The sequence below is a fragment of the Streptomyces sp. NPDC051677 genome (assembly GCF_044453465.1).
GTDB lineage: Bacteria > Actinomycetota > Actinomycetes > Streptomycetales > Streptomycetaceae > Streptomyces.
The window spans coordinates 147,246-168,086 of record NZ_JBITCT010000019.1; the positions used below are offsets into that span (position 1 = coordinate 147,246).

A 20,841-nucleotide genomic window follows, 5' to 3' on the forward strand; every position below is an offset into this window, starting at 1 on the left:
GCGCCGGATAGCTCCCCTTGCCGGTAGGGCACCAGAGAGCGCCTCCCCGCCCGCAGAGCACCACCACCGCACAGCAGCCCCTGGCCGTCGGGGGATGGATAGCTCCGACCTGCCGTACGGCAGGGAGCAGGCGAAGGGCAGGCCATGTAGCGGAGGCGTCCAGGAGACGTGTCGGGTCAGACCTCGTCATTCCCCGCCCCCGTCATCCCTCGCCCTCGTCATTCCCCGCCATATCCCGCCTCCGCCGTCCCCCGTCATCCCCCGCCCTCGTCGCCCCCGTCCACATCCCGGACCCTCTCCAAACCTGTTCGCCTACCCGCCCCCCTCCTCGCCTACGCTTGTCCCCGTGACCCCCGTCGAGCTCTCCCGTACCGTGCTGCGCGCGGTGCGTTGTGCTGTGGAGGACGGGGAGCTCAGTGTGGGTGTTCCTGAGCGGGCTGTGGTCACGCCGCCGGGGCCCGGGGGGCGGGGGGACTACGCCACCAACATCGCCCTGCAGCTCGCCCGGCCGGCCGGGCAGCCACCGCTTCGGGTCGCGGAGGTGCTTCGGCCGCATCTGGCCCGGGCCGAAGGCGTCGCCGGGGTCGAGATCACCGGGCCCGGGTTCCTCAACATCAGCCTCGACGGTTCCGCCGCCTCCGCCCTCGTCCGGCGGATTCAGCTCGAAGGTCTGCGGTACGGGCACACCGACCGCCTCGCCGGTCAGGTCTTCGCGGTGCGGGTGCCGTACGAAGTGCGGGCCGAGGTCCTCGCCGACGTGCTTGCGCGGATCGTCGGGGCGCAGGGCGGCCGGGTCGACATCGGTCACGGTGAGCCCGTCACCCTGAGGCCCGTTCCCGCTCCCGAGGATCCCGCGCCGCTCGGTCTCGACGCCGCCCGCTGGGCGCTGCTTCACCCGGCTCCGCACGACCGGCCCCGCATCACCGCCGACCATCTGGTCCAGCGTGAGAGCAACCCTCTCTTCCGGGTCCGTTACGCCCACGCCCGCACCCGGGCCGTGCGTCGTAACGCCGCTGATCTCGGCTTCACCGGTCGGCCCGGCCCGCTGGACGCGGATGGCCTCGTCGCCGCGCTCGTCGCCCTGCTCGCGGATCACCCCCGCATCATCGCCGCGGCCGTCCCGCTCCCGAGCCCCCGGGGGACCTCCACCGGCACCCCCTCCTCAGCCCTCGACCCCTCCGGTCCCTCCCGTCTCACCCGTCATCTCCTCGCCCTCGCCGACGCCACGCTCGTCCTGCTCCCCAGCGTCCTTCCCCGTGGTGACGAGAAACCCTTGGCCGCCCACCGTGCCCGGCTCGCGCTCGCCGAAGCCGCCGGGGCGGTGCTGGCCGGCGGCCTGTCCCTGCTCGGCATCGACGCACCCGACCACCTCTGAGCCAAGAAGAGACTGAAGACATGAGCCGTTCCGCCCACCCCGCCGGGCCCCGTCACGCCGACGTCCTTCCCGAGGGGCACTATTCCGCTCCGCCCACCGACCTCAACGCCCTCGACGCCAAGGTGTGGGCGCGGACGGTCACGCGTGACACCGACGGTGTCGTCACCGTCGGCGGGGTCGACGTCAAGACCCTCGCCCAGGAGCACGGCACCCCGGCCTACATCCTCGACGAGGCCGACTTCCGGGACCGGGCCCGTGCCTGGCGTACCGCCTTCGGGGGCGACGCCGACGTCTTCTACGCCGGCAAGGCGTTCCTGTCCCGGGCCGTCGTGCGGTGGCTGCACGAGGAGGGGCTCAACCTCGACGTCTGCTCCGGCGGCGAGCTGGCCACCGCCCTCTCCGCCGGTATGCCCGCCGACCGCATCGCCTTCCACGGCAACAACAAGTCGACGGAAGAGATTCACCGGGCCGTCGACGCCGGTGTCGGGCGCATCGTTCTCGACTCCTTCCAGGAGATCGTGCGGGTCGCGCACATCGCGCAGTCCCTCGGTAAGAGGCAGCGGGTTCAGATCCGGATCACCGTCGGCGTCGAGGCGCACACGCACGAGTTCATCGCCACCGCCCACGAGGACCAGAAGTTCGGGGTTCCGCTGGCCGGTGGGCAGGCAGCCGAAGCCGTGCGCCGGGCACTGCAGCTCGACGGGCTCGAGCTGATCGGGATCCACTCCCACATCGGGTCGCAGATCTTCGACATGTCCGGCTTCGAGGTCGCCGCGCACCGGGTGGTCGGACTGCTCAAGGACATCCGTGACGAGCACGGGGTCGAACTGCCCGAGATCGACCTCGGCGGCGGCCTCGGGATCGCCTACACCAGCGACGACGACCCGCGCGAGCCCCACGAGATCGCCAAGGCGCTCACCGAGATCGTCACGCGCGAGTGCGAGGCCGCGCGCCTGCGCACGCCCCGTATCTCCGTCGAGCCCGGCCGTGCCATCGTCGGGCCCACCGCCTTCACGCTCTACGAGGTCGGCACCATCAAGCCCCTCGACGGGCTGCGGACCTACGTCTCCGTCGACGGCGGCATGTCGGACAACATCCGCACCGCGCTGTACGACGCCGAGTACAGCGTCGCCCTCGTCTCCCGTGTCTCCGACGCGGCGCCGATGCTCGCCCGGGTCGTCGGCAAGCACTGTGAGAGCGGCGACATCGTGGTCAAGGACGCGTTCCTGCCGTCCGACGTGGCACCGGGTGACCTGATCGCCGTGCCCGCGACGGGCGCGTACTGCCGCTCCATGGCCAGCAACTACAACCATGTGCTGCGGCCGCCGGTCGTGGCCGTGCGCGAGGGGGAGTCGCGCGTCATCGTGCGGCGGGAGACGGAGGACGATCTGCTGCGCCTCGACGTCGGCTGAACGACAGTAAGGAACAGCAGTAAGGAACGGCCGTAAGGAACGGCAGAACGGAATGCCGAAAGGGATGCCGACGGGATGCCGAAGGAACAGGGCGGAAGATCTCCTGTTGCCGTCCCTGAGAAAATGAAATAGACGTCTCACGATCCGGACCAGGGGCAGAAAGTCCGGTCCGGTGAGTGAGACTGGGGCAACCGGAAACAACCGTAGACGGTATGAGGAAACGAGGTCGGATGATGCGTACGCGTCCGCTGAAGGTGGCGCTGCTGGGCTGTGGAGTGGTCGGCTCAGAGGTGGCGCGCATCATGACGACGCACGCCGACGACCTCGCCGCACGCATCGGGGCGCCGGTGGAGCTGGCGGGCGTCGCGGTGCGGCGGCCCTCCAAGGTCCGGGACGGCATCGATCCCGCCCTCGTCACCACCGACGCCACCGCCCTCGTCAAACGCGGGGACATCGACGTCGTCGTCGAGGTCATCGGCGGCATCGAGCCCGCTCGTACGCTCATCACGACTGCCTTCGAGTACGGCGCCTCCGTCGTATCCGCGAACAAGGCGCTCCTCGCCCAGGACGGCGCCGCGCTGCACGCCGCCGCCGAGGAGCACGGCGAGGACCTCTACTACGAGGCCGCCGTCGCCGGCGCCATCCCGCTGATCCGGCCGCTGCGCGAGTCCCTCGCCGGGGACAAGGTGAACCGGGTGCTCGGGATCGTCAACGGCACCACCAACTTCATCCTCGACAAGATGGACTCCACCGGCGCCGGATACCAGGAGGCCCTCGACGAGGCCACCGCCCTGGGGTACGCCGAGGCCGACCCCACCGCCGACGTCGAGGCCTTCGACGCCGCCGCCAAGGCCGCCATCCTCGCCGGGATCGCCTTCCACACGCGCGTGCGCCTCGACGACGTCTACCGCGAGGGCATGACCGAGGTGACCTCGGCCGACTTCGCCTCCGCCAGGGCGATGGGCTGCACCATCAAGCTGCTCGCCATCTGTGAGCGGGCCGCCGACGGGGGGTCCGTGACCGCCCGCGTGCACCCGGCCATGATTCCGCTCACCCACCCGCTCGCCTCCGTGCGCGGCGCGTACAACGCCGTGTTCGTGGAGTCGGACGCGGCCGGGCAGCTCATGTTCTACGGCCCCGGCGCCGGCGGTGCTCCCACCGCCTCCGCCGTGCTCGGCGACCTAGTCGCCGTCTGCCGCAACCGGCTCAGCGGGGCAACGGGGCCCGGCGAGTCGGCGTATGCCGCCCTGCCGGTGTCGCCGATGGGCGATGTCGTCACCCGCTATCACATCAGCCTCGACGTCGCCGACAAACCGGGCGTTCTCGCTCAGGTCGCCACGGTGTTCGCCGAGCACGGGGTGTCGATCGATACCGTGCGGCAGCAAGGACGCCAAGACGGCGACGGCGAGGCCTCCCTCGTCGTCGTCACCCATCGCGCGTCCGACGCCTCCCTCACCGGGACCGTCGAGGCGTTGCGCAAGCTCGACACCGTGCGGGGTGTCGCCAGCATCATGCGGGTTGAAGGAGAGTAACCAGCAATGACCCACCAGTGGCGCGGAATCATCGAGGAGTACCGGGACCGGCTGCCGGTATCCGACAGCACGCCGGTCGTCACCCTCCGCGAGGGCGGCACGCCCCTCGTGCCCGCGCAGGTGCTCTCCGAGCGCACGGGCTGCGAGGTCCACCTCAAGGTGGAGGGCGCCAACCCGACCGGGTCCTTCAAGGACCGCGGTATGACCATGGCCATCACGCGGGCCAAGGAGGAGGGCGCGCAGGCCGTCATCTGCGCCTCCACCGGCAACACCTCCGCGTCCGCAGCCGCCTACGCGGTGCGCGCCGGCATGGTCTGTGCCGTGCTCGTCCCGCAGGGCAAGATCGCGATCGGCAAGATGGGCCAGGCCCTCGTGCACGGCGCGAAGATCCTCCAGGTCGACGGCAACTTCGACGACTGCCTCACGCTCGCGCGTGATCTGTCCGACAACTACCCGGTGGCGCTGGTCAATTCGGTCAACCCGGTGCGGATCGAGGGCCAGAAGACGGCCTCGTTCGAGATCGTGGACATGCTCGGGGACGCCCCCGACATCCATGTCCTGCCGGTCGGCAACGCGGGCAACATCACCGCGTACTGGAAGGGCTACAAGGAGTACGCCGCCGACGGGATCGCCGCGCAGACGCCCCGCATGTGGGGCTTCCAGGCGTCCGGCAGTGCGCCCATCGTGCGCGGCGAGGTCGTCAAGGACCCGTCGACGATCGCCACCGCGATCCGCATCGGCAACCCCGCCTCCTGGAAGTTCGCGCTGGCGGCGCAGGAGGAGTCCGGCGGCTTCATCGACGAGGTGACGGACCGTGAGATCCTGCGCGCCTACCGGCTGTTGGCCGCGCAGGAGGGCGTCTTCGTGGAGCCCGCGTCGGCCGCGTCCGTGGCCGGTCTGCTGAAGGCGGCCGAGCAGGGCAAGGTCGATCCGGGGCAGCGCATCGTCTGCACGGTCACCGGCAACGGTCTGAAGGACCCCGACTGGGCCGTCGCCGGCGCCCCGCAGCCGGTCACCGTCCCGGTCGACGCGGCGACCGCGGCCGAGCGCCTCGGTCTGCTGGCCTGAGCAGGAAACCCGAGCCCGACCGGGCAGTCCCCGTGACGAGCCCGACCGGGTAATCCCGGTACTCGACCGGGTAATCCCTGTAAGGGGTGCACAGGGGGCTTACGACACGCATCGTGCGCCTCCTGTGCGCCCTATGTCGCCGCAGAACCTTCCTTCGATAGGCTGTACTGAACCCGCCCGCCGCATATGCCGCAGTGCCGCGTCGTCACCGCGTCGCCGTCGGGCCTCAAGGGTCCTCACGTACCCATCGAATGTCATTCGACAGTCCCGCAGCTCAAGGAGAGTCATCGCGAGATGGCCGGTCCCGCCTTCCGTGCCGCCCCCGTCCGGGTGCGCGTCCCCGCCACCAGCGCCAACCTCGGCCCGGGCTTCGACGCCTTCGGCCTCGCGCTGGGGCTCTACGACGACGTCGTCGTCCGGGTGGCCGACTCCGGGCTGCACATCGACATCGCGGGGGAGGGCAGCGAGACGCTCCCGCGCGACGAGAAGCACCTCCTCGTCCGCTCCCTGCGCATCGCCTTCGACGCCCTGGGCGGCCAGCCGCGCGGCCTGGAGATCGTCTGCGCCAACCGCATCCCGCACGGCCGGGGCCTCGGCTCCTCCTCCGCCGCGATCTGCGCGGGCATCGTCGCCGCGCGCGCGGTGACCATAGGCGGCGAGAGCAAGCTCGACGACGCCGCGCTGCTGGAGCTCGCGACCGAGATCGAGGGGCACCCGGACAACGTGGCGGCCTGTCTGCTGGGCGGGTTCACCCTGTCCTGGATGGAGTCCGGCGCCGCGCGGGCGATCAGGATGGAGCCCGCCGATTCCATCGTTCCGGTGGTTTTCGTGCCCGGAAAGCCGGTCCTCACCGAGACCGCGCGCGGCCTGCTCCCGCGCTCCGTGCCGCACGTCGACGCCGCCGCCAACGCGGGCCGGGCCGGACTGCTCGTCGAGGCCCTCACCCGGCGTCCTGAACTGCTGCTGCCCGCCACCGAGGACCGTCTGCACCAGGAGTACCGCGCACCGGCCATGCCGGAGAGCGCGGCGCTGGTGGAGCGGCTGCGCGCCGACGGGATCCCCGCGGTGATCTCCGGCGCCGGACCCACCGTGATGGCGCTGGCCGACGCGGGCACGGCCGACAAGATCGAGGCGTCGGCCGGCACGGACTGGGCCGCGAACCGCCTGGCCCTGGACCTGCAAGGGGCGAGCGTGCTGCCCCTTGCGCCCTCCGGCGACCTCTGAAAGCACACGGTTGCCGGATTTCGAGAGGGGGAATGTTTGTTGGATCCGGTAGTGTTAACCTCAAGTCTGCACCCGACCCCACCACGGCGAGGTGCTTCGTGTCCCCGTCCGGGACAGACATTCTTCCGGGAGCTCCCCAAGCCGCACTGCGTTCCGTACGTCGTACCTGGGCAGTACGCCGTGCAGCGACGCTGAGCGGTCCACAGGGCACGCTCCGGAATCGGTGCGACCACGCCACGTGACACTGAGTGTCACGGCTCGTCGAGGAAGCGCCATCACCAGCAAATCTCTCTTCCGCCGCTTTGGCGGACCACCGCCCCGGCTTCGCCACACGAGGGACCGAAGTCGGACAGCACAACCGGTCGCCGAGCCAGACAGGCCGACGTCCGCTCCAGGGAAGGACCCTTCGTGAGCGACACCACCGATCTGATGGGCGCACGTGTCGAGGAGACCGCTGCCGCGCCCGCCACGGACGCCTCCGCGCCTGCCACCGGTGCCGGCTCCCGGCGGCGCCGCGGTACCGGCCTCGAGGGCATGGTGCTGGCCGAGCTGCAGCAGGTCGCATCCGGCCTCGGCATCAGGGGCACCGCGCGTATGCGCAAGAGCCAGCTGATCGAGGTCATCAAGGAGGCGCAGGCCGGAGGCGGCAGCGCCCCGGCGAAGGCCGAGGCCCCCGCCTCCGAGACCAAGCCCAAGCGCCGCGCCACCTCCAAGGCCCGTACGGGCGATGCCGCCGCCGAGAAGAAGGCGGACGCCGCCCCGGCCGAGGCCCCCGCCGAGAAGGCCGTGGCCCAGCAGCAGATCGAGATTCCCGGCCAGCCGGCCAGCAACGATGCTCCGGTCGAGCGCCGTCGCCGCCGGGCCACCGCCGAGGCGGGCAGCCCGGAGACGGTCGCCGCCGAGGCGAAGAGCGCCCCGAAGGCCGAGACGCCCGCCCCGGCGCAGGCCGAGGCCCAGGCGCAGCCGCAGGGCGACGCCAGGGGCGACGCAGACGGCGGCGAGGGCCGCCGCCGCGACCGCCGTGAGCGCGGTCGCGACCGTGGTGAGCGGGGGGACCGCGGTGACCGTCGCAAGGGCGACGACCAGCAGGGCGGCCAGCAGCAGCGTGGCGGCCAGCAGCCGGGTCAGCAGCAGAGCGGCGGTCGTCAGGACCGTCAGCAGCGCGACACCGGTCCGCAGGACGACGACGACTTCGAGGGCGGTCGCCGTGGCCGTCGTGGCCGCTACCGCGACCGTCGTGGCCGTCGCGGGCGTGACGAGATCGGCACCGCCGAGCCGCAGCTCGCCGACGACGACGTCCTGATCCCCGTCGCGGGCATCCTGGACATCCTCGACAACTACGCGTTCATCCGGACCTCCGGCTACCTGCCGGGCCCGAACGACGTGTACGTCTCCCTCGCCCAGGTCCGCAAGAACGGCCTGCGCAAGGGCGACCACGTCACCGGCGCGGTCCGTCAGCCCAAGGAAGGCGAGCGGCGCGAGAAGTTCAACGCGCTGGTGCGTCTCGACTCCGTCAACGGCATGGCGCCCGAACACGGCCGCGGCCGCCCGGAGTTCAACAAGCTGACCCCGCTCTACCCGCAGGACCGCCTCCGTCTGGAGACGGACCCGGGCGTGCTGACCACGCGGATCATCGACCTCGTGTCGCCGATCGGCAAGGGCCAGCGCGGTCTGATCGTGGCCCCGCCGAAGACCGGCAAGACCATGATCATGCAGGCGATCGCCAACGCGATCACGCACAACAACCCCGAGTGCCACCTGATGGTCGTCCTGGTCGACGAGCGTCCGGAAGAGGTCACCGACATGCAGCGGTCGGTGAAGGGCGAGGTCATCTCCTCGACCTTCGACCGCCCGGCCGAGGACCACACCACCGTCGCCGAGCTCGCCATCGAGCGCGCCAAGCGTCTGGTGGAGCTGGGCCACGACGTCGTCGTGCTGCTCGACTCGATCACGCGTCTGGGCCGTGCGTACAACCTCGCCGCCCCGGCCTCCGGCCGCATCCTGTCCGGTGGTGTCGACTCGACCGCCCTGTACCCGCCGAAGCGCTTCTTCGGTGCGGCCCGCAACATCGAGGACGGCGGCTCGCTGACCATCCTCGCCACCGCCCTGGTGGACACCGGGTCCCGCATGGACGAGGTGATCTTCGAGGAGTTCAAGGGCACCGGCAACATGGAGCTCAAGCTCGACCGGAAGCTCGCCGACAAGCGCATCTTCCCCGCGGTGGACGTGGACGCGTCCGGTACCCGTAAGGAAGAGATCCTGCTCGGCAACGACGAGCTCGCCGTCGTCTGGAAGCTGCGCCGGGTGCTGCACGCGCTCGACCAGCAGCAGGCGATCGAGCTGCTCCTCGACAAGATGAAGCAGACGAAGTCGAACGGCGAGTTCCTGCTGCAGATCCAGAAGACGACGCCGTCGCCGGGCAACAACGACTGACGTCACGCACCACATCCATGAGGGCCGCCCCTGCACAGGGGCGGCCCTCATCGGTTCTTCGCACGCGGGATACGATCTCGCTCTTCAAACATCTTGACCCGAACTTCCTGAAACGAACTTCTTGATCCCGAGGGGGGACTCGAGTGGGTACACCCACGTCCGGGGGCAGCGGCGGTCGGCACAGACGCCGGATACGGATCGCCCTGCCCGTCGCCGCGGCCGGGCTGGCCGCCGCGGTCGCCGGTGCGCTGTTCCTGTCGACGGCCCAGGCCGCGGAGACGCCGCCGACGCCCGCGCCCGCCAGGACGATGTCGGCCGCGGAGCTCAAGGAACGGGCCCCTCTCGCCGTCGCCGGCGACGAAACTCCGGGGACGAGGTCCAAGGCGGCCCTGAGCGCGAGCACGAGCGCCGGCAAGGTCAGCCCGAAGATCATCGGCGGCACCACGACGACGATCACCACCGCGCCGTGGATGGCCCAGCTCTGGTACTCCGACGACCGGGGCACCGACGCCACCGGCGACGACATCGGCTTCTTCTGCGGCGGCTCCGTCATCTCGCCGACGAAGATCCTGACCGCCGCGCACTGCGTCAAGGGCTACAACTGGGCTGCCCACGGCTGGGCCGTCACGGGCAGCACGCAGCTGATGTCCGCCGACGGCGACCTGCACGGCGGCACCGCCACGTTCGTCTCACGGCAGTGGAACCACTGGTCGTACAGCGACTCGACCCTCGACAACGACATCGCCGTGCTGACGCTGGAAACCCCGGTCAAGGCCACGCCGATCAAGATGACGACGAACACCGACAGCGCCTCGTACGCGACCGGCACCAAGGCCACGCTGTACGGCTGGGGCCGCACCAGCTCCGCCTCGCAGGACATCTCCGACACCCTGAAGACGGCCGAGCTGCCGATCCAGTCGAACACGACCTGTGCGGCCGCCTTCCCCGCCGGCTACTACATCAAGGGCCACATGGTGTGCGCGGGCACGCCCGCCACCGGCAGCGACGAGGGCACCACCACCGCCTGCAACGGCGACTCCGGCGGCCCGCTGATCGTCAAGAACACCGCCGGCGAGTACCGGATCGTGGGCGTCGTCTCCTGGGGCGTGGAGAACTGCGTGGACAGCGGCGCGTTCAGCGTCTTCAGCAAGATCTCCACGTACGCCGCCAGCGCCTACCCGCGCGTCGACGACACCAACTTCAACGACGACCACCTCGCCGACCTGTGGGTGCGCACCGCGTCCAGCAAGGCCGGCCGTGAGCTGTACTCCAAGGGCGCCTCGCTGGCCGGCGGCGACTCGTGGGGCAACATGAGCGCCTACAACCTCGTCGTGCAGACCGACCTGGACCGGGACGGCATCCAGGACCTGATCCTGCGCCGCGCCTCGGACGGCGACGTCTTCTGGAAGCACTGGGTGGCCGCCGGCGGGACCTGGGACACCAAGCTGATCGGCGACAACTGGAAGACCCGCACGCAGATCGTCGCCCCCGGCGACGTCACGGGCGACTACCTTCCCGACCTGCTCGCCGTCGACTCGGCCGGCGCGCTGTGGGTCTACCCGGGCAAGGGCAACGGCACCTTCGCCGCGCCCGTCAAGAACGGCACGGGCTGGAACCAGTACAACGTCGTGCGCGGTCACGGCGACTTCAGCTTCGACGGCAAGACGGACCTGCTCGCCCGTAACAAGACCACCGGCGAGCTGTTCCTCTACAAGGGCAACGGCACCGCCACGGCGGCCTTCGCGGCCCGTATCAAGGTCGCCACCTGGACCAACACGACGTACAACGTCATCGCCACCGTCGGGGACGTCAACGGCGACGGTCTCGCCGACGTCCTGGCCCGTACCCCGGCCGGCACGCTGTACCTGTTCAAGGGCACCGGAAAGGCCACGAGTGCGATCTTTGCCACAAGGGTCTCACTCGGGACGACCTACAAGCAGTACGACATCTTCGGCTGAGTCCGGCCGAAACCGCAGGTGAGCGGGGTGCTCCCGGCTCACCCGCATTACGCTCCGTGCCCGGTCCGCCGCGGATCGGGCACGGAGCGTTGTGCAACCCTGTCCCGAGTTTCCCCGTCTGACCTGGCGGAGTGACGATGGTGAGGTTGCACGACAACAGAGGAGCGACGTGTCCGCCGAGAGCACGCCGGAGCCCGGCATACCGGGTGAGGCCGGCACAACGAGCGGGGCGGCCGGCAGCAACGGTCCGCGCCACCGCAAGGAGCGGGGCAGGCGCAAGGGGCTGCTGATCGCCGCGTGGACGGCCGCGGGCATCGTCGTGCTGGGCGGCACGGGCGTGGGCTACCTGTACTTCAAGCTCAACGGCAACATCAAGAGCGTCGACATCGACCAGGCGCTGGGCACCGACCGGCCGACCAAGGTCGACAACGGCTCCGAGAACATCCTGGTCCTCGGCTCGGACACCCGCTCCGGCGCCAACAAACAGCTCGGCGGCGGCGCCGACGACGGCAGCGCCCGCTCCGACACCGCGATGATCATCCACGTGTACGAGGGCCACAAGCAGGCCAGCGTGGTCTCCATACCGCGCGACACCCTCATAGACCGCCCCGCGTGCACCGACGCCAAGGGCGGCACCCACGACGCCGCATCCGACGTGATGTTCAACTCGGCGTACTCCACGGGCGGCGCGGCCTGCGCGGTGAAGACGGTCGAGTCGATCAGCGGCGTCCGTATGGACCACTACCTGGAGGTCGACTTCTCGGGCTTCGAGAAGCTCATCGACGAACTCGGCGGCGTCCAGGTCACCACGACCAAGGCCATCAAGGACTCCGACAGCCATCTGAACCTCAAGGCGGGCACGCACACGCTGACCGGCGAGCAGGCCCTCGGCCTGGTCCGCACCCGGCACGGCGTCGGCGACGGCTCCGACCTGGGCCGCATCCAGCTGCAGCAGGCGTTCATCAAGGCCCTGGTCAACCAGGTGAAGCACATCGGCCTGTTCAGCAGCGGCACCAAGCTGTACGACCTCGCCGACACCGCCACCAATGCCGTCACGACCGACTCCGACCTCGGCTCGCTGAAGTCCCTGATGTCCTTCGCGAACGGCCTCAAGGGCATCAGCTCGGGCAACATGAACATGGTCACGATGCCGGTCCGGTACGACCCGTCCAACCCCAACCGGGTCATCGTCGCCGAGGCGAAGGCCAAGCAGGTCTGGACGGCTCTCAAGAACGACCAGGCCATCCCGAAGACGGCCACGGAAGGCAACGCCACGGGCGAGGCGGCGGGCGTCGTGACCTCCTGACGTCAGCCGTGAGCGTCTCAGGGAATAGATCCCCCCGCCCCCCGGTTTTGGGGGATGCGGCCAGTGCTGGCAGACTGGTACGTCGGCTCCGGTTCACGTATGTCGTATCCCGCGGCAGCGACCCGGCGCCCTCCCGAAACTAGGAGACACCTTGAAGCGCGACATCCACCCCGAGTACGTCGAGACGCAGGTCAGCTGCACCTGTGGCGCGTCGTTCACCACCCGTAGCACGATCGAGAGCGGTGCCATCCGCGCCGACGTCTGCTCCGAGTGCCACCCGTTCTACACGGGCAAGCAGAAGATCCTCGACACCGGTGGCCGTGTGGCCCGCTTCGAGGCCCGCTTCGGCAAGGCCGCCGCAGGCTCCAAGAAGTAGCGAGCCCCAATGCGCCGGTCCACGGTCGTGTCCCCGCCCAGGGGCACACCGGGACCGGCGTTTTTGGTCGCCCGCCCTTCCCCCACGTACGTCATCAGGAGCCCACCATGTTCGAGGCCGTCGAGGAACTGCTCGGTGAGCACGCCGACCTGGAGAAGAAGCTCGCCGACCCGTCGGTCTTCGCCGACCAGGCCAACGCGCGCAAGCTGAACAAGCGCTACGCCGAGCTGACCCCCATCGTCGGCACGTACCGCTCCTGGAAGCAGACCGGCGACGACATCGAGACCGCCCGCGAGTTCATCGCCGACGACCCCGACTTCGCCGCCGAGGTCAAGGAGTTGGAGAAGCAGCGCGAGGAGCTGACCGAGAAGCTGCGGCTGCTGCTCGTGCCCCGGGACCCGTCCGACGACAAGGACGTCATTCTCGAGATCAAGGCCGGCGCCGGCGGCGACGAGTCCGCTCTGTTCGCGGGGGACCTGCTGCGCATGTATCTCCGCTACGCCGAGCGCGTCGGCTGGAAGACCGAGATCATCGACGCCACCGAGTCCGAACTGGGCGGCTACAAGGACGTCCAGGTCGCCGTGAAGACCAAGGGCGGGCAGGGCGCCACCGAGCCCGGGCAGGGCGTGTGGGCGCGGCTCAAGTACGAGGGCGGCGTGCACCGGGTGCAGCGGGTGCCCGCGACCGAGTCGCAGGGCCGGATCCACACCTCCGCCGCCGGTGTGCTCGTCACCCCCGAGGCCGAGGAGGTCGACGTCGAGATCAACGCGAACGACCTCCGCATCGACGTGTACCGGTCCTCCGGGCCGGGCGGACAGTCCGTCAACACGACCGACTCCGCCGTGCGCATCACGCACATTCCGACCGGAGTCGTCGCCTCCTGTCAGAACGAGAAGAGTCAGCTGCAGAACAAGGAGCAGGCGATGCGTATCCTGCGCTCCAGGCTGCTCGCGGCGGCGCAGGAGGAAGCGGAGCGGGAGGCCGCCGACGCCCGCCGCAGCCAGGTCCGCACCGTCGACCGCTCCGAGAAGATCCGCACGTACAACTTCCCGGAGAACCGCATCTCGGACCACCGGGTCGGCTTCAAGTCGTACAACCTGGACCAGGTCCTGGACGGCGACCTCGACGCGGTGATCCAGGCCTGCGTCGACGCGGACTCGGCCGCCAAGCTCGCAGCCGCGTAGGCGTTGTAGGACGTACGCACGACGAGTACGACACGGAGGACTTGCGTGAACCTGCTGCTCGCAGAGGTGGCTCAGGCCACCCAGCGGCTGGCCGACGCCGGCGTGCCCTCGCCGCGCAACGACGCGGAGGAGCTCGCCGCGTTCGTGCACGGTGTGAAGCGCGGTGAACTGCACTCCGTGAAGAACTCCGACTTCGACGCCCGCTACTGGGAGGTCATCGCCCGGCGCGAGCAGCGCGAGCCGCTGCAGCACATCACCGGGCGGGCCTTCTTCCGGTATCTGGAGCTCCAGGTCGGGCCCGGCGTCTTCGTGCCGCGCCCCGAGACCGAGTCCGTGGTCGGCTGGGCCATAGACGCCGTACGCGCCATGGACGTCGTCGAGCCCCGCATCGTCGACCTGTGCACCGGCAGCGGCGCCATCGCGCTCGCCCTCGCCCAGGAAGTCCCGCGCTCCCGTGTGCACGCGGTGGAGCTGTCCGAGGACGCCCTGCGCTGGACGCGGAAGAACACGGAGGGGTCCAGGGTCGACCTGCGTCAGGGAAACGCCCTGGACGCCTTCCACGACCTCGACGGCCAGGTCGACCTGGTCATCTCCAACCCGCCGTACATCCCGCTCACGGAGTGGGAGTACGTGGCGCCGGAGGCCCGCGACTACGATCCCGAACTCGCCCTGTTCTCGGGGGAGGACGGCCTCGACCTGATCCGCGGCATCGAGCGCACCGCGCACCGGCTGCTGCGCCCGGGCGGCGTCGTCGTCATCGAGCACGCCGACACGCAGGGCGGCCAGGTGCCGTGGATCTTCACCGAGGAGCGGGGCTGGGCCGACGCGGCCGACCACCCCGACCTCAACAACCGCCCGCGCTTCGCCACCGCCCGCAGGGCGATGCCGTGAGCGCGCCCCATACGTTCGACCCGCAGCAGTACGTGTACGAGGAGGCTCGCTAAATGGCACGGCGATACGACACCAACGACGCGACCGACCGCGTGACCGGTCTGCGCGAGGCCGCGTCCGCCGTCCGCCGTGGCGAGCTCGTGGTCCTCCCGACCGACACGGTGTACGGCATCGGCGCCGACGCGTTCTCCTCGGAGGCCGTCGCCGACCTCCTGGACGCCAAGGGCCGGGGCCGTAACATGCCCACCCCCGTCCTCATCGGCTCCCCGAACACGCTGCACGGCCTCGTCACGGACTTCTCCGAGCTGGCCTGGGAGCTCGTCGACGCGTTCTGGCCGGGCGCGCTGACGCTCGTCGCCAAGCACCAGCCGTCCCTGCAGTGGGACCTCGGCGACACCCGTGGCACGGTCGCCGTCCGCATGCCGCTGCACCCGGTCGCCATCGAGCTGCTGACGGAGGTCGGCCCGATGGCGGTGTCCTCCGCCAACCTCACCGGCCACCCGGCGCCGGAGAACTGCGACTACGCGCAGGAGATGCTCGGCGACTCCGTCTCCGTGTACCTCGACGGCGGCCCCACCCCCGGCAACGTCCCGTCGTCGATCGTCGACGTCAGCCGTGACGTGCCGCTGCTGCTGCGTGCGGGCGCGATCTCCGCGGACGAGCTGCGGAAGGTCGTACCCGACCTCGAGGTGGCGAATTGACAGCCCCTGACGCGGGGCGTGGCATAGGCAACGGGGAGCGTGCCGCGGAACAGACGACGACGTTCGGGTTTCCGCGCGACACCTTCCGCATCCTCCACGTCAGCACCGGCAACGTCTGCCGCTCGCCGATCACCGAGCGGCTGACCCGGCATTTCGTGTCGCAGCGGCTCGGGGTGCTGGGCGGCGGGCTGATCGTGGAGAGCGCGGGCACCTGGGGCCACGAGGGCGCGCCGATGGAGGCCAACGCGGAGACCGTGCTGGCCGACTTCGGCGCGGACGCGTCCGGGTTCACCGGCCGCGAGCTCCTCGACGAGCACGTCATCATGGCCGATCTGGTCCTGACGGCGACTCGTGACCACCGCGCCCAGGTCATCTCCATGGGCCACTCGGCGGGCCTGCGCACCTTCACCCTCAAGGAGTTCACCCGCCTGGTGAACGCCATCGACCCCGCGACCCTGCCCCCGCTCGACGAGGGCGTGGTGATGCGCGCCCGTGCCCTGGTCCGCGCGGCGGCCGCGCTACGCGGGTGGCTCCTGGCCCCCACCCTGGAAGCGGACGAGGTCTACGACCCCTACGGCGCCCCCCTCCCCTTCTTCCGCTCGATCGGCGACGAGATACACCAGGCCCTGGACCCCGTGGTGACGGCGCTGACGGGGGTACCGGCGAGGGCTTGACGGGGGGCGGGTGGGGCCACCGCGCCGACCGGGGCGCCCGCTCGGGTGCAACAAGCCGCGCACCCCGCTCTCCCCGGGCCTACATTGGACGTACGTCACCGTCGACGCCCGGAGTGCCATATGTCGGTCACCCATGTCCCCGAGGCCGATGTCCTGCGCCGGCAGGACCCCGAGCTGGCCGAGATCCTGCTCGGGGAACGCGAGCGGCAGGCGACGACGCTGCAGTTGGTCGCCGCGGAGAACTTCAGCTCGCCCGCCGTGCTGGCCGCCCTCGGCTCGTCCCTCGCCAACAAGTACGCGGAAGGGTATCCGGGGGCCCGCTACCACGGCGGCTGCGAGATCGTGGACGTCGCCGAGCGCATCGCCGTGGACCGTGCCAAGGCGCTGTTCGGCGCCGAACACGCCAACGTCCAGGCCCACTCGGGCTCCTCGGCGGTGCTGGCCGCCTACGCGGCGCTGCTGCGGCCCGGCGACACCGTCCTCGCGCTCGGGCTGCCCTACGGCGGTCATCTCACGCACGGTTCGCCGGCGAACTTCTCCGGGCGCTGGTTCGACTTCGTGCCCTACGGGGTGGACGCGGAGACCGGGCTCATCGACCACGAACAGGTGCGGACGCTGGCCCGCAGCCATCGGCCCAAGGCGATCGTGTGCGGCTCGATCGCCTACCCGCGCCACCTCGACCACGCCTTCTTCCGGGAGGTGGCCGACGAGGTCGGCGCCTATCTCATCGCCGACGCCGCCCACCCCATCGGCCTGGTCGCCGGGGGAGCGGCGCCCAGCCCGGTGCCGTACGCCGACATCGTCTGCGCCACCACGCACAAGGTGCTGCGCGGGCCGCGCGGCGGGATGATCCTCTGCGGGAGCGAGCTCGCCGAACGGGTCGACCGGGCCGTGTTCCCGTTCACGCAGGGCGGCGCGCAGATGCACACCATCGCCGCGAAGGCGGTCGCGTTCGGCGAGGCGGCAACCCCGGCGTTCTCGGCGTACGCCCATCAGGTGGTCGCCAACGCGAGGGCTCTCGCGGCCGCCCTGGACGCGGAGGGGCTGGCCGTCACGACCGGCGGGACCGACACCCACCTCATCACCGCCGACCCGGCGCCCCTCGGAGTCGACGGGCGCGCCGCCCGCGGCCTGCTCGCGGCCGCCGGGATGGTGCTGGACTGCTGCGCTCTGCCGCACGATCACCTCCGTGGCCTGCGGCTGGGCACCGCCGCCGTGACCACGCAGGGCATGGGGGAGCAGGAGATGACGCGGATCGCGGCGCTGCTGGCGGGGGTGCTGCGGGAGGAGATCGAGGGCAAGAAGGCCCGCGAGGAAGTCCGCGAGCTGAGCCTGGCGTTTCCGCCGTATCCCGGCTGAACCGGGGTAGGCGCGCCCCGTGCACACCCTGGGGCGCACCCCCCCGTACGCCGCTTCGCACAGCCTCACGTGAAACCATCGTCACTACCCGGAAGTCCTCACACATATGCGCCGTGTAGGAGTCGATCGCTAGGGTGTGGGACTGAGATGGCCAGCGAGACCTGTGGGGAAGCCTGTGCGTGAATACCTGCTGACGCTCTGCATCACGGCCGCGGTGACGTATCTGCTGACCGGGCCGGTACGGAAGTTCGCGATCGTGGCCGGAGCGATGCCGCAGATCAGGGCCCGTGACGTGCACCGGGAACCCACTCCACGGCTCGGCGGGATCGCCATGTTCTTCGGCCTGTGCGCCGGTCTGCTGGTCGCCGACCATCTCACCAACCTCAACGAGGTCTTCGAGAAGTCGAACGAGCCGCGCGCCCTGCTCTCGGGGGCCGCGCTGATCTGGCTGATCGGCGTCCTGGACGACAAGTTCGAGATCGACGCCCTGATCAAGCTGGGCGCGCAGATGATCGCCGCGGGCGTGATGGTGATGCAGGGTCTGACGATCCTGTGGCTGCCCATCCCGACCGTCGGCACGGTCGCGCTGACCCAGTGGCAGGGCACCCTGCTGACGGTGGCGCTCGTCGTCATCACCATCAACGCGGTCAACTTCGTGGACGGCCTCGACGGTCTCGCCGCCGGCATGGTGTGCATCGCGGCGGCCGCGTTCTTCATGTACGCCTACCGCATCTGGTACTCGTACGGCATCGAGGCCGCCGCCCCGGCGACGCTGTTCGCGGCGATCCTGATGGGCATGTGCCTGGGCTTCCTGCCGCACAACATGCATCCGGCGCGGATCTTCATGGGCGACTCGGGCTCGATGCTGATCGGGCTGGTGCTGGCCGCGGGCGCGATCTCCGTGACGGGCCAGGTCGACCCCGATGTGATGAAGCTGTTCTCCGGGTCCGAGCGCAACGCCGTCCATCAGATGGTGCCGGTCTACATCCCGCTGCTGATGCCGCTGACCATCATCGCGATCCCGGCCGCCGACCTGATCCTGGCGATCGTGCGCCGCACCTGGCGCGGCAAGTCGCCGTTCGCGGCGGACCGCGGGCATCTGCACCACCGACTGCTGGAGATCGGCCACTCGCACAGCCGCGCGGTGCTGATCATGTACTTCTGGTCGGCGCTGATCGGGTTCGGGGCGCTCGCCTACTCGGTCAACTCGGCTTCCATGTGGATCGTGCTGGGTGTGGTGTTCCTCAGTGCGATCGGGCTGGCGCTGCTTCTGCTGCCGCGCTTCACGCCGCGGGCGCCGCGCTGGGCCGAGGCCTTCGTCCCGCCGCGTTACCGGCGTCGCCGTGCCGCCGTGGCCGCCGCGCAGGAGCAGTCCGCGGTCGCTTCGGCCGCCGTCGCGGAGGAGCCGGAGAAGGAAGAGAAGGAAGAGAAGGAAGACGAGCGGGAAGAGCAGGAGCAGCAGACGCCGGTCGGGGTGGGTGTGGCGAGGGTCAACGGGGCGACCGCGATCGGTGGTCGCCGCAGCTCCAAGGTAAGAATCTGACTAGAGCATTGCCAACTCGTGGGAGAACCGGGAGAGGGCAAAGTCCCCCATTACCAGACAACCTCCCCCGGTTCCTGCACAGACGCGCACTGTCACTCTCATGTGTGACAGTGAGCACACCTTCCAGGTAAAGACCTCATCAAATAGTTTGTGATACGGTTCACGAGAACCCCCGGATAGAGCCGAAGGGCCGCAGTACGACGGCCCATCGGAGCGAGGTGGCGCGAGGTCTCTCGCCCCTCGGGCCGGGACTACGCTCGTCCATGACGACACCTGCCCCCCTTGAATGCGGAGTTGCCGCCATGCAGTCCAACGACGTACGAACGCTCCTGCACTGTGCCCTGCCCACCGCGCTCGCGGGTGCGGCGGGAGTCGCGGTGAGCGCCGCCGTTGCCGGCGGCAAGGGAGCGCTCGGCGCCGTCCTCGGCGCGGTACTCGTTCTGCTGTTCATGGGCGGCGGACTGGTGGTGCTGCTGCGCACCGCGCGCCAACTTCCCCATCTGTTCCAGTCGATGGGGCTGTTGCTCTACACCACCCAGATCCTGCTGCTGATGATCGTGCTGATCACGTTCAAGGGGACCTCGGCCTTCAACCCGAAATGCTTCGCCTTCACACTGCTCGCGTCCACCCTGGTGTGGATGGCTGCGCAGGTGCGCTCGCACATGAAAGCCAAGATCCTCTACGTCGAGCCGGATTCCGCTCGGACGTCGTCGTGACCTGTAGGGCCGGTGTAAAGGGACTTCCGCTCTTTTGCTATGGTCTCGCCACAACTGCGGCAGAGCTGGCGCGGGCGGCAAGCGTGCCTGTGACGTCTCACGGTTCGGAGCCCAGTCGCCGCCCCCTTATCCGCAAGTCCAGTCCAGTGCCGTCCCGCGGTCGCAGGCCGCGCCGACACATCGAGGTTGCCGTACCCATGCGCCACGCTGAAGGAGCTCGCGGTGAGTAACGCCAAGACGCTCGCCTTCGAGACCGACTGTCATATTTTCGACGGGTGCGGTTTCCCGACCCCCGGCCTGCACTCGTTCATGTTCGAGCCGCTCTTCACCGTCGGCGGCATCGAATTCAACAAGCCGATGCTGCTCTCGCTGGTGAGCACCGTCCTCGTCATCGGATTCTTCTGGGCCGCCTTCAACAAGCCGAAGCTGGTTCCGGGCAAGCTCCAGATGGTCGGCGAGGCCGGCTACGACTTCGTACGCCGCGGGGTCGTCTACGAGACGATCGGCAAGCGCGAGGGCGAGAAGTACGTCCCGCTGATGTTCTCGCTGTTCTTCTTCATCTGGATCATGAACCTCTGGTCGATCGTCCCGGTCGCCCAGTTCCCGGCCACCGCGGTCATCGCCTTCCCGGCCGGTCTCGCCGCGCTCGTCTACATCGTGTGGATGAGCATCACGTTCAAGCGCCACGGCTTCATCGGCGGCTTCAAGAACATCACCGGCTACGACCGTTCGCTCGGCCCCGTGTTCCCGATGGTCATGTTCTTCGAGTTCCTCTCGAACGTGTTCATCCGGCCCTTCACGCACGCCGTCCGGCTCTTCGCCAACATGTTCGCCGGCCACGTGCTGATCCTGATCTTCACCATCGGAACCTGGTACCTGCTCAACGGCATCGGCATCGCCTACTCGGCGGTCTCGTTCCTGATGGTCCTCGTGATGACGGTCTTCGAGCTGTTCATCCAGGCCCTCCAGGCCTACGTCTTCATCCTCCTGTCCTCCAGCTACATCCAGGGCGCGCTCGCCGAGCACCACTGAGCACGCGATCACCATCCCCTGAACTTCCGGTGGCCAACCCCCACCGGCCTGTGTAAA

At 69.7% G+C, this 20,841-nt stretch carries 17 protein-coding genes; all 17 read left to right on the plus strand.

Annotated elements, in window-relative coordinates; genetic code table 11:
• Nucleotides 1-346: 346 nt before the first annotated feature.
• The 17 genes from nrtL to atpB all read left to right on the plus strand — a co-directional run bounded on the left by nrtL (nucleotide 347) and on the right by atpB (nucleotide 20,784).
• A complete protein-coding gene (nrtL, locus tag ACIBAF_RS23575) occupies nucleotides 347-1,375 on the plus strand; it encodes an ArgS-related anticodon-binding protein NrtL (RefSeq protein WP_399465410.1) in 1,029 nt (342 codons plus the stop codon).
• A 20-nt stretch (nucleotides 1,376-1,395) separates the two neighbouring features.
• Nucleotides 1,396-2,787, plus strand: a complete 1,392-nt coding sequence (lysA, locus tag ACIBAF_RS23580) for a diaminopimelate decarboxylase (protein WP_399465412.1) — start codon at nucleotides 1,396-1,398, stop codon at nucleotides 2,785-2,787.
• 233 nt (nucleotides 2,788-3,020) lie between these two features.
• Nucleotides 3,021-4,319 carry a homoserine dehydrogenase gene (locus ACIBAF_RS23585; protein WP_399465461.1) on the plus strand — a complete coding sequence of 433 codons (1,299 nt, stop codon included), beginning with the start codon at nucleotides 3,021-3,023 and terminating at the stop codon, nucleotides 4,317-4,319.
• A gap of 6 nt (nucleotides 4,320-4,325) precedes the next feature.
• Nucleotides 4,326-5,387, plus strand: a complete 1,062-nt coding sequence (gene thrC / locus ACIBAF_RS23590; RefSeq protein WP_399465414.1) for a threonine synthase — start codon at nucleotides 4,326-4,328, stop codon at nucleotides 5,385-5,387.
• 294 nt (nucleotides 5,388-5,681) lie between these two features.
• Entirely contained in the window at nucleotides 5,682-6,611 is a 930-nt protein-coding gene (gene thrB / locus ACIBAF_RS23595) for a homoserine kinase (RefSeq protein ID WP_399465415.1), read from the plus strand.
• A 408-nt stretch (nucleotides 6,612-7,019) separates the two neighbouring features.
• Complete coding sequence (gene rho, locus ACIBAF_RS23600) at nucleotides 7,020-9,044, plus strand: transcription termination factor Rho (protein WP_399465417.1); 2,025 nt, start codon at nucleotides 7,020-7,022, stop codon at nucleotides 9,042-9,044.
• A gap of 143 nt (nucleotides 9,045-9,187) precedes the next feature.
• Nucleotides 9,188-11,002: a trypsin-like serine protease gene (locus ACIBAF_RS23605; RefSeq protein ID WP_399465418.1), complete on the plus strand. Its 1,815-nt coding sequence runs from the start codon at nucleotides 9,188-9,190 to the stop codon at nucleotides 11,000-11,002.
• Nucleotides 11,003-11,171: 169 nt separating this feature from the next.
• Nucleotides 11,172-12,308: an LCP family protein gene (locus ACIBAF_RS23610; protein ID WP_399465420.1), complete on the plus strand. Its 1,137-nt coding sequence runs from the start codon at nucleotides 11,172-11,174 to the stop codon at nucleotides 12,306-12,308.
• A 151-nt stretch (nucleotides 12,309-12,459) separates the two neighbouring features.
• The gene (gene rpmE, locus ACIBAF_RS23615; protein ID WP_079659527.1) at nucleotides 12,460-12,684 is read left to right on the plus strand and encodes a 50S ribosomal protein L31; all 225 of its coding nucleotides are present in this window, start codon (nucleotides 12,460-12,462) and stop codon (nucleotides 12,682-12,684) included.
• Nucleotides 12,685-12,791: 107 nt separating this feature from the next.
• Nucleotides 12,792-13,868, plus strand: a complete 1,077-nt coding sequence (gene prfA, locus ACIBAF_RS23620; protein ID WP_079659526.1) for a peptide chain release factor 1 — start codon at nucleotides 12,792-12,794, stop codon at nucleotides 13,866-13,868.
• A gap of 45 nt (nucleotides 13,869-13,913) precedes the next feature.
• Nucleotides 13,914-14,759 (plus strand): peptide chain release factor N(5)-glutamine methyltransferase, encoded by an 846-nt coding sequence (gene prmC, locus ACIBAF_RS23625; protein WP_399465421.1) that lies wholly within the window; start codon nucleotides 13,914-13,916, stop codon nucleotides 14,757-14,759.
• A 53-nt stretch (nucleotides 14,760-14,812) separates the two neighbouring features.
• Nucleotides 14,813-15,460 (plus strand): L-threonylcarbamoyladenylate synthase, encoded by a 648-nt coding sequence (locus ACIBAF_RS23630; RefSeq protein ID WP_399465423.1) that lies wholly within the window; start codon nucleotides 14,813-14,815, stop codon nucleotides 15,458-15,460.
• Complete coding sequence (locus ACIBAF_RS23635; protein WP_399465425.1) at nucleotides 15,457-16,134, plus strand: protein-tyrosine-phosphatase; 678 nt, start codon at nucleotides 15,457-15,459, stop codon at nucleotides 16,132-16,134. Before ACIBAF_RS23630 ends, ACIBAF_RS23635 begins: the two co-directional genes overlap by 4 nt.
• Nucleotides 16,135-16,254: 120 nt before the next feature.
• A complete protein-coding gene (gene glyA, locus ACIBAF_RS23640; protein ID WP_399465427.1) occupies nucleotides 16,255-17,493 on the plus strand; it encodes a serine hydroxymethyltransferase in 1,239 nt (412 codons plus the stop codon).
• A gap of 175 nt (nucleotides 17,494-17,668) precedes the next feature.
• Entirely contained in the window at nucleotides 17,669-19,036 is a 1,368-nt protein-coding gene (locus ACIBAF_RS23645; RefSeq protein ID WP_399465428.1) for an MraY family glycosyltransferase, read from the plus strand.
• 302 nt (nucleotides 19,037-19,338) lie between these two features.
• The gene (locus tag ACIBAF_RS23650; RefSeq protein ID WP_079659518.1) at nucleotides 19,339-19,752 is read left to right on the plus strand and encodes a hypothetical protein; all 414 of its coding nucleotides are present in this window, start codon (nucleotides 19,339-19,341) and stop codon (nucleotides 19,750-19,752) included.
• 222 nt (nucleotides 19,753-19,974) lie between these two features.
• A complete protein-coding gene (atpB, locus tag ACIBAF_RS23655) occupies nucleotides 19,975-20,784 on the plus strand; it encodes a F0F1 ATP synthase subunit A (protein WP_399465429.1) in 810 nt (269 codons plus the stop codon).
• Nucleotides 20,785-20,841 lie beyond the last annotated feature (57 nt).